General features: G+C 67.4%; 11 protein-coding genes. 6 read left to right on the top strand and 5 right to left on the bottom strand.

Annotated features, from left to right (window positions below; all coding sequences use genetic code 11):
- The first annotated feature begins 22 nt into the window (after positions 1–22).
- On the top strand, positions 23–2,050 hold the full coding sequence (locus BM337_RS13285; protein WP_089817070.1) for an ATP-binding protein: 2,028 nt from the start codon (positions 23–25) through the stop codon (positions 2,048–2,050).
- 240 nt (positions 2,051–2,290) lie between these two features.
- On the opposite strand, the gene BM337_RS13280 is transcribed toward BM337_RS13285, so the two are convergent.
- Entirely contained in the window at positions 2,291–3,802 is a 1,512-nt protein-coding gene (locus BM337_RS13280) for a DUF790 family protein (RefSeq protein WP_089817069.1), read from the bottom strand.
- A gap of 82 nt (positions 3,803–3,884) precedes the next feature.
- Positions 3,885–4,274 carry a pyridoxamine 5'-phosphate oxidase family protein gene (locus tag BM337_RS13275; protein WP_089817068.1) on the bottom strand — a complete coding sequence of 130 codons (390 nt, stop codon included), beginning with the start codon at positions 4,272–4,274 and terminating at the stop codon, positions 3,885–3,887.
- A gap of 191 nt (positions 4,275–4,465) precedes the next feature.
- On the opposite strand from BM337_RS13275, the gene BM337_RS13270 reads away from it, so the two are divergent.
- Both BM337_RS13270 and BM337_RS13265 read left to right on the top strand, forming a co-directional pair.
- The gene (locus tag BM337_RS13270; RefSeq protein ID WP_089817067.1) at positions 4,466–5,122 is read left to right on the top strand and encodes a polysaccharide deacetylase family protein; all 657 of its coding nucleotides are present in this window, start codon (positions 4,466–4,468) and stop codon (positions 5,120–5,122) included.
- Positions 5,123–5,201: 79 nt separating this feature from the next.
- Positions 5,202–6,905 carry a sensor histidine kinase gene (locus BM337_RS13265; protein WP_089817066.1) on the top strand — a complete coding sequence of 568 codons (1,704 nt, stop codon included), beginning with the start codon at positions 5,202–5,204 and terminating at the stop codon, positions 6,903–6,905.
- A 68-nt stretch (positions 6,906–6,973) separates the two neighbouring features.
- Here the strand turns inward: BM337_RS13265 and BM337_RS13260 are convergent, their stop codons facing one another.
- Positions 6,974–8,365, bottom strand: a complete 1,392-nt coding sequence (locus BM337_RS13260) for a DEAD/DEAH box helicase family protein (protein ID WP_089817065.1) — start codon at positions 8,363–8,365, stop codon at positions 6,974–6,976.
- A gap of 25 nt (positions 8,366–8,390) precedes the next feature.
- A complete protein-coding gene (locus tag BM337_RS13255; RefSeq protein ID WP_218155557.1) occupies positions 8,391–10,133 on the bottom strand; it encodes a YndJ family protein in 1,743 nt (580 codons plus the stop codon).
- A gap of 197 nt (positions 10,134–10,330) precedes the next feature.
- Here BM337_RS13255 and BM337_RS13250 point away from each other — a divergent pair, with 197 nt between their 5' ends.
- On the top strand, positions 10,331–11,044 hold the full coding sequence (locus BM337_RS13250; RefSeq protein ID WP_089817064.1) for a nucleotide exchange factor GrpE: 714 nt from the start codon (positions 10,331–10,333) through the stop codon (positions 11,042–11,044).
- Positions 11,045–11,486: 442 nt separating this feature from the next.
- Here BM337_RS13250 and BM337_RS13240 read toward each other — a convergent pair whose 3' ends face one another.
- On the bottom strand, positions 11,487–12,170 hold the full coding sequence (locus BM337_RS13240) for an RraA family protein (RefSeq protein ID WP_089817062.1): 684 nt from the start codon (positions 12,168–12,170) through the stop codon (positions 11,487–11,489).
- A 153-nt stretch (positions 12,171–12,323) separates the two neighbouring features.
- On the opposite strand from BM337_RS13240, the gene BM337_RS13235 reads away from it, so the two are divergent.
- Together BM337_RS13235 and dnaK are read left to right on the top strand one after the other, a co-directional pair.
- Positions 12,324–13,076, top strand: coding sequence for an endonuclease/exonuclease/phosphatase family protein (locus tag BM337_RS13235; RefSeq protein ID WP_177227485.1), 753 nt, complete (start codon positions 12,324–12,326; stop codon positions 13,074–13,076).
- A 153-nt stretch (positions 13,077–13,229) separates the two neighbouring features.
- Positions 13,230–15,146, top strand: coding sequence for a molecular chaperone DnaK (gene dnaK, locus BM337_RS13230; RefSeq protein ID WP_089817061.1), 1,917 nt, complete (start codon positions 13,230–13,232; stop codon positions 15,144–15,146).
- Positions 15,147–15,305: the final 159 nt, after the last annotated feature.

Genomic DNA, 15,305 nt, shown 5'->3' with positions numbered 1-15,305 from the left:
CATGGGGTCTGTAACAATCGTAATGAACTCTCTTCTCGCGAAGCCGACCGCCGTGCTCGCAGTCGGCGGGACGGACACTGATCGGGAGCAGATCCGTTCAGCGGTCCGTGGCGGGGCCGCCACGGCCGTCCTCGACGCTGCGGACGTCGACGAGGCGAGGACGACCCTCACGGCACGGGACGACGTGGGCTGCGTCGTCGCGCTCGACGGAGACGAAGCGGCGTTCCTCGACCTCGACGACGCGGTCAGCGCCGTCAGCGAGCACCTGCCGGTACTCGCGTACGTCGACGACGACCCGGAAGTGGCGACCACTGTGGCACGTACCGGGCGGCGATTCCTCCCACGTTCCGCCGACGACGCCGCCCTCCGGGACGCCGTGGACGGCGCGATGGAGACCTACGAGGAGCGACGACAGGCCGCCGCAGACAGCGCCATGTTCGGGACGCTCCTGGACGAGGGAGGCCTCTCGATGTTCGCCAAGGACGACCAGGGGCGATACGTCCGGATGGCGGACGTCCCGTACACGCCGGACCCAGACGAAGTCCGCGGGAAGACGGACGTCGAGGTGTTCGACCACAACCCGGCAGTCGCCGCGGCGGCCACCGAGGACGACCTGGCAGTCGTGGAGACGGGCGAGCCCATCAGGGGCAAACGCGAGAACTTCAGCCAGCAGGGCGGCGAGTACTGGTCGGAGTCGACCAAGATCCCCTGGCGAGACAGCGATGGGAACGTACAGGGCCTGGTCGGGTTCGCGATAGAGACCACGGGGCAGATACAGGCCGAGCGGAAACTGGAGAAACAGCGCCGCCGATTCGACGAGTTCGCCAGCTACGTCTCCCACGACCTCCGGACGCCGTTGCAGGTGTCGCTCGGTGCGCTCGAACTGGCCCGGGACGGAGACGAGAAAGCCCTCGACAGGATAGAACGCGCCAACGAACGGATCAAGGAGATCATCGACGACCTCAACGCACTGTCGAAGGGGGACCGCTCGGACGGGACGCTCTCCGAGGAAGTCCTCGACGTCCTCGAGGTCGGCGTCGCGTCGGTGGATCTGGTCGACGTCGTCGAGAGCGTCTGGCGAGTCAACGAGACCGGCGACGCGACCCTCGAGGTCGACGTCCCCGAGGGAACCGAAGTCGTCACCGGCACGGAGACGCTCCGGCCACTCGTCGAGAACCTGCTCAAGAACGCCATCGACCACGGCGGTCCCGGCGTCACCGTCCGCGTCGGAACGCTCGACCGGGGCTTCTACGTCGAGGACGACGGCCCCGGAATATCCCCGCCGAACCGCCAGAAGGTGCTCGAGAAAGGCTACACGACCTCCGAGAAGGGGACTGGAACGGGACTGGCCATCGTCACCGAGACGGTGAACCAGCAGAACTGGGAACTGATGGTCACCGACAGCGAGCGCGGTTCCGGCGCCCGGTTCGAGGTGACCGATTGTCCCGTCGTCACGCCAGTAACCGCCACCCCCGGTGGCGTCATCGAACTCTCCGAGCGCGTCGACGTCGGCGACGTGTCGGTCCCCGGTCGGGCCACGTACGACGAGACAGCGGACCGCTGGACGGTCGTCGGGAACGGCCGGGACATCTGGCAGGACATCGACGAGTTCCACTTCGTCTACGGCGACGCGTCGAATCCCGTCAGAGTCGAAGGCCGTCTCGACGCCTTCGAGGGGGTACAGGAGTACAGCAAAGCCGGCCTGATGGTACGGGACGGACTGGACGACGACGCGGCGTTCGGCTTCGTCGGTGCGACCGAGAGCCACGGGACCGAGACGCTGTGGCGCGCTCACCGCGGCGAAGACGCCGCGAGCGACCAGTTCGAGGAACCGTACGACGTCTACCAGTGGTACCGCATCGACGTCGTCGGTGACGAGGTGACCCTCTCGTTCTCCAGAGACGGCGACGAGTGGCAGGCGCTCGACCAGCACCGGATAGACCTCGACGACTCGCTCGCCGTCGGCCTCGCCGTCTGTAGCCACTCCGAGGCGGAGACGAGCGAGGCCGTCTACGACAGCGTCACCGTCACCGAACTCGTCGTCGAGTGAGGACGCAGTCGACGCGTCTCGTCCGTGAAAATCGGACCGCGAGGGCCCTGCCAGGGGACTAGTGAACCACCGTGCGGTCCGTGTTGAGGGGGTGCCGGGACAGTACGCTCACCATCCGGCACTCGTCCTCGGGGAGTGGGACACAAGTGGGGATGGGCTGACTAGTAGGGTACGGTTGCGAGTCGGCGACGTTTCTGGCGGTCTCCGGCGGGAGATCAGTTCGATCCGGCCGTGAAGCCGCTACTGCTTCGACCGGATCGTTCCGCCACTGAGGCCGTCCCACTCGACCCGGTAGCCCAGCGCCGAGAGGAGCGCGCTGTCCTCCTCGAGACCGTGCGCGTCGAACAGGTTTTCCACGTCGGACAGTGAGAGCCCGGACTCCAGCTCCGCCGCGAGTTCATCGAGGACGCGTTCCCGGACGAGCGTCTGTCCGACCCGCTCGTGGTCGGGGAAGCGGACGTCCTCGAGTGCCTGCTCACTCGTCCCGTGCTCAGCGGCGACCTCGTCGAGCGATACGACGTCCGCCTCGGGTCGGAGTTCGTCGGGAATCGAGGCGGCGCTCTCGGCGACGAGTTCGGCCTCGTACCGTCGCAGCGCGTCCCGGACGTCCTTGATCCGGACCGACCCAGTGTAGGGAATCGCCCGGTGGTCTCGGGCTTCGATCTGTTCACCCACACCGAGGCTGTCGTCGACGGCGACGAGCATCTCCACGTCTTCGAGCGTGTCGAGCTGGTCCAGCTTCTTCTCGACGTACTCGGGCGTCCAGAACCCCATAATCTCGAAAAAGATCCGGAAGTCGGCGAACTGGTAGTCGAACGCGAAGTCGGGGATCATCACTCGACGTCCCGCTTCCAGCGGCTCGGGTTCGCGGACCAGGTCCCAGTCGAGATCGAGGGCCTCGAAGCGGGCGGCGAAGTCGGACTCGATGCCGCTGTCGAAGCTCACCTCCGCGACGGGTTCGGCGTCGGGGACCTGAACCGGGTCGTCGTCGGACAGTCGCATCGTCCGCTCGGTGCCCCTGTCGTCGATGGTCGCCTCCAGTTCCCACTCGTCGGCCTTCACGACAGTCCGGAGGAGTCGGGCAAAGCGGGTCCCATAGCGTCGCGTCGTCCGAAAGAGCGAGTCGGGACCGGTGACGACGACCTCTCGCCGCCCGTCCTCCTGCTTGCGAATCTCGTACATCAGTCTGAGTCGCTTCACGGCCGAGACGAGCGCCTTCGGATCGGAACTCCTGACGCGGACCTCGGTCGCGTCGAAGAGCGCCGTCTGCGCCAGCGAGTGGTTGTATTGACGGACCAGATCGACCGGCCCCCATCGCGGGTCGACGGCGGTGAGCACCTGCGCGCGCTCGCGGTCGGCGTAGAGCGACCGCTCCAGCGCGTCCGGTTCACTGCCCAGCTGGGCCGCCGCGGCGGCCAGCGCCGCGTCCCGGTCGTCGCTCGTGACGACGCCGCCCGCCGCTTGGGCGGCCGAGAACACCGTCCGCCGGACGCGCTCGGGCGGAATCGGCGCTTTCGTCTCGAAGGTCGCCTCGCGGTCGACAAGTTTGGCGAACCCCCGAACGAGTTTGAAGTCGTCGGCCTCGGTTTCGAGGTCGGCCAGGGCCTGCTGGAGGTGTGCGCGCGGTTCGCCGACGTGGCCCTGGTAGACGCCGAGGACGCTCGCGGCGAGGGTCTCGTCGGCCTCGCTCGCGAAGCGGGGCTGGTAGCCCCCGCCGGCCCGGGAGACGCGAAGCAGGTCCTTCGTCAGCACGTCATCAGATCAGTAGCGTCGCTACTAATGTGCTCCGCACTCGGCGGTTCCGACGGCTGCCAGCCGCGAATCCGGGGCGGGATCAGTATCGCTGGAGATCGGCGGACCCGACGTCGATTCGTACCAGGGTATTCTCCGACCAGTCGTCGGGGTCGGCGCCGTACTTCTCGTTGATCCGCCAGTTCGCCTCGCGGTTCGCCGCCTCGTCCTCGACGACCGTCGCCGTCCCGCGGAGCGTCACCGCCCACTCCGGATGGCCGTCGGCGTCGTGCTGGACGGAGAGCGCGACGCGGGGGTTCTCGCGAACGTTCGCCAGCTTTCGGCCGGTCGTCACGACCTCCACCGTCCCGTCCTCGTAGCGGTACCAGACCGGCGCGACGTGCGGTCTGTCCTCGGTCGAGGTCGCCAGGTGTGCGACGACGCGGTCACCCGTCAGTAACGCCTCGACCGCCGGCGGCACTCCGGATTCCATGTGTCCCGGTACCCCGACGAGGGGGAAAAGCGTCCACCCGATGTGGTTGCCAGGTGGAGACCGGGAATTTTCGGACGACGCTCGACTGGAGCCGTCGGATGGGAATCCACCGGATGTCACCTGGGGAACGAACGTAACCACCAGCGGGGGCGGCCATAGTTTGATAGCGTTCTGGGAGAGATGTCCACGCGATGACGACGTCGTATCTCACCGTCGACGACGCGCCGACCGAGACCTTGCCCGAGAAACTCGCGATCCTCGAGGACCACGACGTTCCTGCGCTGTTCTTCTGCGAGGGACGTCGCCTGGCCGAGTATCCCGACCACGCGCGTCAGGCCGTCGAGGCCGGCTACCACATCGGCAATCACGCCTATTCGCACCAGCACGCCTCGGAGCTCTCGGTCGACGACGTCCGGGAAGAGGTCGCGAAGACCGAAGCACTCGTCGAGGACGTGTACGCCGACGCTGGGGTGACTCGCCCCGCGCGACTGTTCCGGTTCCCCTACGGGGACAAGGGCGGCGAGCGTGCGGATCGCTTCCAGGAGGTGCTCGAAGCCGAGGAGTTCACGCCGCCAGACCCCTCACGGATCGAGTACGACTGGGACGACGAGAACCGGGACGGCGACCGCGACTGGTACTGGACGGTCAGCGTCGAGGACTGGGAAGCCGATTCACGGGCCGAACTCCGCGACCACGTGGCGGCGGTCGACGACCGGTTCGACCAGCCGGGGGACGACGTCGTCCTCTTCCACGACGGCGGGAACACGCCCGCGCTGTTCGAAGCGTTCCTCGAACTGCTCGCCGAGCGGGACGTCGAGTTCGGGGACCCCCTCGACCTGGTGAACTGACAACGTCCACCCCCAGGCAGGCCCGTTCGTCCGCCATGCAACGCTAGGTTGATACGAATCGTCCGCCTCAGTTCGATCAATGGCCGCCTGGTACCGCGTTCTCTCCCTGGTCGGTGGCCGACGCGCCATCCTCGCCCTCGGTGGACTGTACGTCGCGCTGGCGGTCTGGTGGACGGTCGTGTCGGCGGGCGAAGCCGTCTCTATCGGCGAGTTCATCGTCTTCGCGTTGATAGCCGGCCCCGGCCTCGTCGTCCTGTACACCGGGTACCGGTTGCCGCACTTCGACATCCGCGACGAGTTCGAACCGACCGTCGCCGGCTGGAGTCTCGGCGCACTGGTCCTGATGCTCGGCCTCCTCGGATTCTACAGCCTCCAGCCGGGCGAGAGCGTAGACGGCCTGGGGAGCGTGTTGATTCTGACCGCGCTCGCGAGCGTCGCGGGGCTCGCGGCTGGAATCCACAACGGCCAGTCCAGAACACGGGCCCACGAACTCGAGGTAACGGTCGACGAACTGGCGACGGCGAACGAACGACTCGAACGCCACCGGCGGTACACGGACGACGTGCTGGACGCCATCGACGACGTGTTCTACGTCCTCGACGAGTCGGGGAACCTCAGGCGCTGGAACGAGAGTCTGCGGGAAGTGACCGGTTACTCGTCCGACGAGATCGCCTCGATGCACGCGACGGACTTCTTCGGCGAGGACGATCGGGACACTATCCGGGCCGCGGTCCAGACGGCCTTCGAGACGGGTTCCGTCGAGGTCCAGCTCGACTTCCGGACCAGTGACGGCGAGCGGATCCCCTTCGAGTTCGCCGCCACCACGCTCGAGGACCCCTGGGGCGAGACGGTACTGGCCGGAATCGGTCGCGACGTCACCGGGCGGGTCGACCGCGAGCAGCGCCTCGAGGAACTCGTCGACCGCCTGGAGGAGTCCAACGAGCGCCTCGAACAGTTCGCCTACGCCGCGTCGCACGACCTCCAGGAACCGCTGCGGATGGTGTCGAGTTACCTCCAGCTGATCGAGCAGCGCTACGCCGACGAACTCGACGACGACGGGCGGGAGTTCATCGACTACGCCGCCGACGGCGCCGACCGCATGCGCGACATGATCGACGGGTTGCTCCAGTACTCCCGGGTCGACACCCGGGGCGACCCGTTCGAACCTGTGGACCTGAACGCGGTCTTCGACGACGTCTGCGACGACCTGCAGGTGCGCATCGACGAGAGTGACGCCGAGATAACGGTCGACGACCTGCCACGCGTCCAGGGGGACAGGGGCCAGTTGCGCCAGCTGTTCCAGAACCTGCTGGACAACGCCATCGAGTACAGCGGCGACGAACCGCCCCGTATCGACGTCTCCGTCGAGCGGGACGGCGCGGAGTACGTCTTCTCTGTCCGAGACGAGGGGATCGGGATTCCGGGATCGGACAGCGAGCGCGTCTTCGAGGTGTTCCAGCGCCTCCACGCGCCCGACGACCACGCTGGGACTGGCATCGGGCTGGCACTGTGTGAACGGATTGTCGAGCGCCACGGCGTCCGGACGAGCGCAGCGAGGCCGGGCTCGACGGACGAGCAGAGTGAGTCACTCGGCGTCGACGCGAAGGAAGCGAGCGTGGGCTCGACGGACGAGCGCGGCGAGTCCGATGGCGTCCGATCGAGCGGCACGAGGACGGGTTCGACGGACGAGCAGTGCGAGTCCGTCGGCGGCGACATCTGGGTCGACTCCGAGCCGGGAGCGGGGTCGACGTTCAGGTTCACCCTGCCGAGAAACGACGGCTGAGCGGTCTCCCGGTCCGGATCTGGCCGCGGTCCGTTTCGATGGCGAGCCTCGTGACACCCGTCGCCAGGCTACCGCCGTCGCGCCGCGACGTTCTCTTCGGCCGTCTCCTCGCTCACGAGTTCGTAGAGAATCGCTCGTCCACCGAGGGACGACGCCGTCGTCCCTCGAGCCACCGAGTCTCCCGACTCGGAGACACCGTCCTCCTTCGGTCGGAGGACGCGGCCCAGCCGCTGGGTGAACTCGCGCTCGGATCCGCTGCCCGACAGCACGACGGCGACGTTCGCGTCCGGCACGTCGACGCCTTCGTCGAGTACGTTCGCCGTGACGACTCGGGAGTACGACCCGTCACGGAACTTCTCGAGTATCGCACGTCGTTCGCTTGTCCCCGTTTCGTTCGTTATGGCGGGGATCAGGAATCGCTCGGAGAGACGATACACGAGGTCGGTGTGGGCGGTGAAGACGATGATCCGGTCCTCCGAGTGCCGGTTCAGGATGTCCGCGAGCGTCTCGACCTTTCGGTCGGCATTCATCATCACTTCGCGTGCGCGTTGCTTGGCCAGCAGCGCCGCCCGCGCCTCGGGATCGCTCCCGGAGCGCTTGACCAGTTCCTGGTAGTCGCTCCCCGAGCGCATCCTGATGCCGGATCTCGCGAGGTAGTCGGTGAACGTCGACTGGTGTTCCTCGTACACCTCGCGCTCTTCGTCCGTGAGTGAAACTTCGATCCGCTTGACGTCGTAGTCGGCGAGGTGCTCGCCGGCCAGGTCGTCGACGGAGAGGCGATGGACGACCGGTCCGATCAGGTCGGCGACCGCCTCGTGGGCGTCGTCCGGCCGCTCGAACGTGGCCGTCAGTCCGAGGCGGGCCGGGGCGGCCAGGAGTCGGGCGACGTCACGGTACCCCTCGCCGCCGAGGTGGTGGACCTCGTCGAAGACGACGAGACCGAACCGGTCGCCCAGTTCGTCGGCCCGGAGGTACGCCGAGTCGTACGTGGACACGGTGACGTCTTCGACGCGCTGCTCGCCGCCGCCGAGTCGGCCGATTGGCCGGTCGAACTCAGTCTCGAGTTCCCGCTGCCACTGCTCCAGCAGGTCGATCGTCGGGACGACCACGAGCGTCGGCGTGTCCAGGGCCGCCATCGCCGCGATGCCGATGACCGTCTTGCCGCTGCCGGTGGGGAGTTCCAGGACGCCACGCTCGCCCGCGTCGCGCCAGGCGTCCAGAGCCGTCTGCTGGTACTCCCGGAGCTCGTAGCTGGATTCGAGGGAGAGAGGGGGGAGGTCGAGCACCGCGTCGTCGACCGAAACGTCGCGCTCGGCGAGAGCGTCACGGAGGGCCGCGTACCGGTAGGCGGGCGCCCGCCCAGTCTTCGAGCGGTCGTCCCGCTCGACCCCGGGCAGCCCCTCGGGCACGTCGCCGGCAAGCCGTATCGTTCCCTCCTCGTAGGTGAGCGCGAGCGACACGGGCGTGGTTCGGAGGCGGCAGCGCTTAACCGCTGTGCTCGGGCGCCAGTTCGACGTTGTAGTCCAGGGTGACGACGCGGTGGCCGAGTAACCTGATCTCGTGGACGGCGGTGACAGCGCTCGCGTCGCCGCGTCCGGATACCACCGGCTCGACGACGAGCGTCTCGTCGAGCGGGAGCCGGACGCCGAATCCTCCGACGACGAGGTAGAGCCCGGCGTCGTCTGCGTTTCCGGGGGCGGCGTAGGAGGAGAGCCGGAGGCCACCAGCGTCCGAATCCGTGTTCTCGACCCGGAGCAACCCGGTGAGGTTGGCGCCCGGGAGCGGGAACGTCGCCCGGAGGTAGGCCGTGCCGTCGGCGACGTACCGGCCATACGTGGCGACGTAGGTCATTCGGTCGTCGCCGTCCGTCGCGTGCGCGTTCGACCGGATCCAGGCCCGCGAGCCGGCGTGGTCGTCCGGACCGTCGACGCCGGCGACCGTTCCCCTGAGCGCCGCCTCCGATGCCACGGTCGAGAGTGGCAACGTAAGCTGTTCCATCCGCGTGGCGAAGAGGCGGTAGACCGGGACGAGCGACCCCCACGGACGATTCCAGTCCGGTTCGACAGAGAGCAGGTACTCCCCCGAGTGTTCGTAGAAGCGCCGGACCAACGGCGCCACGTCGTCAGGGTCGAACGCGTCCCAGGCGTAGTCGTCGACGCTCGCCATCATTCCCGATGCGGGCGCGTCGGTCGCGTGCCCTCGCCGGTCGAGGAAGTCGCGTCCGATCCGGCGACCGCCCGCGAGTCGGCTGAACGGGATGCCTGGTGCGCGAGCGGTCGATACCGGCGGCGCGAGCCGCCAGCCGACAAGCGCGAGCAGCGCGAACCCGAACGCGTTGAGCTGACCGTGGTAGCGGACCATCGGCGTGAACGCCTGCGCGTGGATGCCGAAGTACGTCCCGCCGGTCCACCGCGCCAGGCCGTAGCAGACGGCGAATCCCATCGACGCCGTCACCGCCAGCGACGCCGTTCCGACGAACAGTTGCTGGAGTCGGGATTCGCGACCGGGAAGCACGTCGACGAGGACGGCGATAGAGAACAGCGCGACCGCGGTCGTGAAGAAGGCGACCGACGTGAACTCGACGGGGCCCGCGAACGGGATCTGGAGCGCCGCGGCGGTGATGCCCGTGGCGATGATTCCCGGCCCGACGGCGATAATCCCGGTCGTCACTCGCCGGGTACGTCCGAGGTGGTCCCCGGCCGCCGCCCGGCCCGCGAGCCCCGCCACGACGGGGAGGGCGAATCCCGCGTAGTGGAAGTGGACCGCGGTAAGGGTGATCAGGATCGGTTCGAAGAACAGCGAGACACCGGCCCGATCCAGCAGGAGCGCGCCGCCCCCGACGGCGACGTAGACGAGGCCGGCGTCGAGCGTCAGTTCCGAGAGGGGCCACGGGCCGCGCTGGAGCAGTCGCCACAGGCCGAATCCGGCCACCAGCGCAGTCAGGACGAACCAGGGAACTGCGAGGAGCGTCGCGGTGATTCCCTGAGCAACCACGAGGGACGCCACGCCAGAAATCGCCGCGGCTGGCTGGAACGCGACGGCCCCGTGGTACCATCGCGTGCGCGACCCGTCCCGCCGCGGCGCATCGGCGAGTCCGACGCCGAGGGGGACCAGCACGAGCATCGCGAACGCGAGTATCGCGTCGACCGGGCCCAGGACTTCGGTGACGGCGAGGCCCACCCACGCGACGCCCCCGGCGACCGCGCTCGCGTCGGAAACACGTCTCAACCACTCGCGAGTCACGATTGCGCGTCGATTTCGAGCGTGGCCACTTATAGTGCCGGTTGTGAGCCCGTACCGGCGCTCGAGTCGAACACACCCGATCACCGAGTTCCGTCTCGCATCGTGGACAGTCCCCCGACCGCCGACGTGCCACCGAGGCGGATTTCTGAATTCTTTTATCCGCTCGTGCCCCTGTCCCGTGTATGAGCGACCAGGACGAGTCAGGCGGCGGCGACGCGACTGTCGAGGGGGAGTCGGCTGGCGCCGGAGACGGGAGCGAAGCGACACCGGTGGACGGTGACGCCGGGTCGCGGACCGACGGGGCTACCGGAGAAGCGGCGACCGACGCCGCCGACGAGTTCGACGGCGAAGTCGACGAGGCCCTCGTCGAGCGCGTCGCGGAATCCGACCCGGCGGACGTCGCCCGCGAACTTGCCTCGCTCCGCACGCGCATCGACGGGCTCGAAGGGGAACTCGAGGCCAAGGAATCGGAGAACGAGGACCTCACGGAGAAACTCAAGCGCAAGCAGGCGGACTTCCAGAACTACAAGAAGCGCATGGAGAAGCGCCGCGAGGACGAACAGCAGCGCGCGACGGCAGACCTGGTGACCCGGCTGCTCGACGTCCGCGACAACCTCAAGCGCGCGCTCGACCAGGACGAGGGGACCGACATCCGCGGCGGCGTCGAGTCCACGCTCCGGCAGTTCGACGACGAACTCGCCCAGGAGAACGTCGACGTCGTCGAACCGGAACCCGGCGAGGACGTCGACCCCCACCGCCACGAGGTACTGGTCCGCGTCGACTCCGACCAGCCCGAGGGCACCATCGCCGAGGTTCACCGGCCCGGCTACGTCATGGCCGACTCGGTGCTGCGCGAAGCGCAGGTCACCGTCAGCGACGGCAGCGGCGAGGAGTAGCGCTGGTTCGACGCAGACCGCCGTCTCGGGCTCTGTCGGAATCCGCTTCTTCAGGTATCTGGTCGGCTGAAACAGCCAGTCGAAAGGTGTGCGAATAGACTAGCACCCAGTAGTATCGATACATTGTTACTCGTCGCTCCAAATCCACGTTCCATGCCCTCCGAGACAACGGCGCTGCTACGTTCACTCCGACGCTGGATGTTGCTAGGTACGTTCCTGCTCGGAGTCGGAGTGGTTGCTATTGCGAATATGGGCTACGTCCTCACGAATCACCAGGACGTGGGACTCTGGATCTATGCGGGCGCTGCTGGTGGGTTCGTTGCGCTTGCTGCTTGCATCCAATTTGTCCGGACGTTTCGTCCTGGCTCGGCCGACAACCGTCCCGCGGCAGAGTGATCGGAGCCGACGCGATACGTGGTGAGGACTCCGACAAAGCGCCCTCTCACAGCGTTCCGTATCGGTCCCAGACCTCGTAGACGCTGTCACCGTCGCGGATGTCCGAGCGGACCTGATTCTCCGTCTCCAGTTCTTCCTCGCCCCGTTCGATGACCTCGTCGACGACGTCCGGGTCGAGGACGACGATGGACTCGTAGTCGGCGAAGACGACGTCGCCCGGTTCGATCGTGACGCCGTGAATCTGGACGGGGACGTCCCACTCCCGGAAGCTGACGCGCCCGAAGGACTCGATGGAGCTGTGACCGTCGGACCACACCGGGAACTCGTGTTCCTCGATGAGTCGGGAGTCCCGCGTGGGGCCGTCGATGAGCGCACCGGTCGCGCCGTTCTCCTGGACGATGCTGCTCAGGAGCTCGCCCCAGAGGCCGACCTCGGTGTCCTTCGGCGCGGCCATCACGACGAAGTCGCCCTCCTCGACGGCCTCGAGGTACTGGAAGAAGTCGATGTCCTCGGCGGCCACGTCCTCCTCGTCGTCCTCGCCCTCGTCGTATCCGATCTCCACGCGCTGTGCGGGATGGGCCGTTCCGACGGTCGGCTCGCGCGACCAGACCGGGCGGATGCGTGTGCCAGGGATGACGTTGTCGCGGATCCCCATCTCGTCGGTGACGTCGTTCACCAGTGCGCTGTGGAGGCGTTCGAGGCGCTCGCGCTGGTCAGCTGTGATCGTCATTGCTCCCGTAAGTCAAGCCCGAGGGGCTACATAAAGGTGGGTCCGGCCACCGGCGTCGAACCCGGACCAGTCGTCGTCCCTGGCACGGCGGAAGATACTCTCTCGGCGGCAGTCGACGCAAGAGGAATACGCGACGCGGCCGTACTGTGCGCCGTGACCATCTCGGCCCTCACTTTCAACGTCCTCTACGAGGGGCTGGAAGACGTCGCCGTCGAGTGGCCGGACCGGGTCGCCGACGTCGCCGGATTGATCAGGTACCACGAACCGACCCTCGTCGGCCTCCAGGAGTGCTGGCTCGGCCAAACCGACGACGTGCGAGAGTTACTACCCGAGTACGAGTGGTTCGGCGAGGACCGCGACATCGGCGAGCACACCCCAATCGGGGTCCATCGCGACCGGACGACCATCGTCGATACCGAGACGTTCTGGCTTGCGCCAGACCCGACCGACCGCCGACCGGCCTGGGACGCGACGCTGCCGCGACTCGCGACCCACGTCACGGTCGAGACGAAATCGACCGGCCAGCGGCTCGACCACTACAACGTCCACCTCGACGTCGACGGTGAGCGTGCCCGCAACGAGAGCGCGAAGATCCTCCGCGAGCGATTCGCCGACCACGACGGGCCAGTGATCCTCACCGGCGATTGCAACTGCCGGCCGGGCTCTCGGGCCTACGAGATACTCGCGGACGGTCTCGACGACGTTCGCGAGCACGTCGAGCGACCGTACGGCCCCTACGAGACGTACCACGGCTACGACCGCGAGAAGGCAAAGCGAATCGACTACGTCTTCGCCAGCAGGTCGCTGTCGGCGACGACGCACGCCGTCCTCACGGACCGCGCGGCCAACTGGCGATCGCCCTCCGATCACTGGCCGGTCGTCGCCCGGTTCGAGCCCCCCGCCTGAACTCGAGAACGGTTGGTTTGCGGGGCTGTATATACCCACCGGTCACACAGGTCAGAGAACCGCCAAACCGCACGGAGGCGACCCCCTCCGGCTCGTTCGCGTTCGTCGCGTCTAGCAACTTTTAACCGGCACAACTGGATATAGGCAGACAAGATGGCGAGCAACAAGATTCTCGGAATCGACCTCGGGACCACGAACAGCGCGTTCGCGGTCATGGAGGGGGGCGACCCCGAGATTATCGTCAACAGCGAGGGTGACCGCACGACCGCGTCCGTCGTCGCGTTCGACGACGGGGAGCGCCTCGTCGGCAAGCCCGCGAAGAACCAGGCAGTCAAGAACCCCGACCAGACGATCCAGTCCATCAAGCGCCACATGGGCGAGGACGACTACTCGGTCGAACTGGAGGGCGAGGAGTACACGCCCGAGCAGGTCTCGGCGATGATCCTCCAGAAGATCAAACACGACGCCGAGGAGTACCTCGGCGACGACGTCGAAAAGGCCGTGATCACGGTGCCGGCGTACTTCAACGACCGCCAGCGCCAGGCCACGAAGGACGCCGGCGAGATCGCCGGCTTCGAGGTCGAGCGCATCGTCAACGAGCCGACCGCGGCCGCGATGGCCTACGGCCTCGACGACGACTCCGACCAGACCGTCCTCGTGTACGACCTCGGTGGGGGTACCTTCGACGTCTCCATCCTCGACCTGGGCGGCGGCGTCTACGAGGTCGTCGCGACCAACGGGGACAACGACCTCGGTGGCGACGACTGGGACGAGGCCCTCATCGACTACCTCGCCGACGAGTTCGAGGAGGAACACGGCATCGACCTCCGCGACGACCGGCAGGCCCTCCAGCGCCTGAAGGACGCCGCCGAGGAGGCGAAGATCGAACTCTCCTCGCGCAAGGAGACCCGCGTCAACCTCCCGTTCATCGCGACGACGGACGACGGCCCGCTCGACCTGGAGACCAAGGTCACGCGCGCCACGTTCGAGTCCATCACCGAGGACCTCACGGAGCGCACCGTCGGCCCGACGGAGCAGGCCCTCGAAGACGCCGGCTACGACAAGGGCGACATCGACGAAGTGATCCTGGTCGGCGGCTCGACGCGGATGCCCCAGGTCCAGGACCAGGTCGAGGACCTGACCGGTCAGGAGCCCAAGAAGAACGTCAACCCCGACGAGGCCGTCGCGCTGGGTGCGGCCATCCAGGGCGGCGTCCTCTCCGGCGACGTCGACGACATCGTCCTGCTCGACGTCACCCCACTCTCGCTCGGCGTCGAGGTCAAGGGCGGCCTCTTCGAGCGACTCATCGAGAAGAACACCACCATCCCGACCGAGGAGTCGAAGATATTCACCACCGCCGCCGCGAACCAGACGCAGGTCCAGATCCGCGTCTTCCAGGGCGAACGAGAGATCGCCGAGGAGAACGAACTGCTCGGCGAGTTCGCGCTGAGCGGTATCCCGCCGGCCCCCGCCGGCACCCCGCAGATCGAGGTGTCGTTCAACATCGACGAGAACGGCATCGTCAACGTCTCCGCCGAGGACAAGGGCTCGGGGAACTCCGAGGAGATCACCATCGAGGGCGGCGCCGGCCTCTCGGACGAACAGATCGAGGAGATGCAGGAGGAGGCCGAGCAGCACGCCGAAGAGGACGAGGAACGCCGCGAGCGCATCGAGGCCCGCAACGAGGCCGAGGCCTCCATCCGCCGCGCCGAGACCCTCATCGAGGAGAACGAGGAGAACGTCGACGACGACCTCGTCGCCGACATCGAGGACGCCATCGACGAGGTCCAGGAGACCCTCGAGGACGAGGACGCCGACACGGAGGACTACGAGGAAGTCACCGAGAACCTAACCGAACAGCTCCAGGAGATCGGCAAGCAGATGTACCAGGAGCAGGCCGCCGAAGGCGCCGCGGGCGCTGCTGGCGGGGCGGCCGGTGCCGGCGGCATGGGCGGCATGGGCGGCGCCGGACCCGGCGGCGCGGCAGGCGCCGGTGGGGCTGCCGGCCAGGGCGAGGAGTACGTGGACGCCGACTTCGAAGACGTCGACGAGAGTGACGAGGACGAGTGAAGCGAGGACGAGTCACTCTCGTCGGCTCGATAGACGAGCGGTAGCGAGTCTATCGGTGTCTCGAAAACCGAACGCAGTGAGGTTTTCGATTTTTGACGAAGACGAGTGAAACGAGTCTGAGGAGCTTTCCGCGGCTCGGAAGTCGCGCGTGGTTCGAAA

Source organism: Halomicrobium zhouii, from assembly GCF_900114435.1.
Taxonomy (GTDB): Archaea; Halobacteriota; Halobacteria; order Halobacteriales; family Haloarculaceae; genus Halomicrobium; species Halomicrobium zhouii.
This window is presented reverse-complemented; position numbering and strand designations above follow the sequence as displayed.

Excerpts from the sequence above, each read along its gene's own strand:
- BM337_RS13285 (WP_089817070.1), top strand. The coding sequence starts at position 23 with ATGAACTCTCTTCTCGCGAAGCCGACCGCCGTGCTCGCAGTCGGCGGG.
- BM337_RS13275 (WP_089817068.1), bottom strand. The coding sequence starts at position 4,274 with ATGGAATCCGGAGTGCCGCCGGCGGTCGAGGCGTTACTGACGGGTGAC.
- BM337_RS13265 (WP_089817066.1), top strand. The coding sequence starts at position 5,202 with ATGGCCGCCTGGTACCGCGTTCTCTCCCTGGTCGGTGGCCGACGCGCC.
- BM337_RS13240 (WP_089817062.1), bottom strand. The coding sequence starts at position 12,170 with ATGACGATCACAGCTGACCAGCGCGAGCGCCTCGAACGCCTCCACAGC.
- BM337_RS13270 (WP_089817067.1), top strand. The coding sequence starts at position 4,466 with ATGACGACGTCGTATCTCACCGTCGACGACGCGCCGACCGAGACCTTG.
- BM337_RS13250 (WP_089817064.1), top strand. The coding sequence starts at position 10,331 with ATGAGCGACCAGGACGAGTCAGGCGGCGGCGACGCGACTGTCGAGGGG.
- dnaK (WP_089817061.1), top strand. The coding sequence starts at position 13,230 with ATGGCGAGCAACAAGATTCTCGGAATCGACCTCGGGACCACGAACAGC.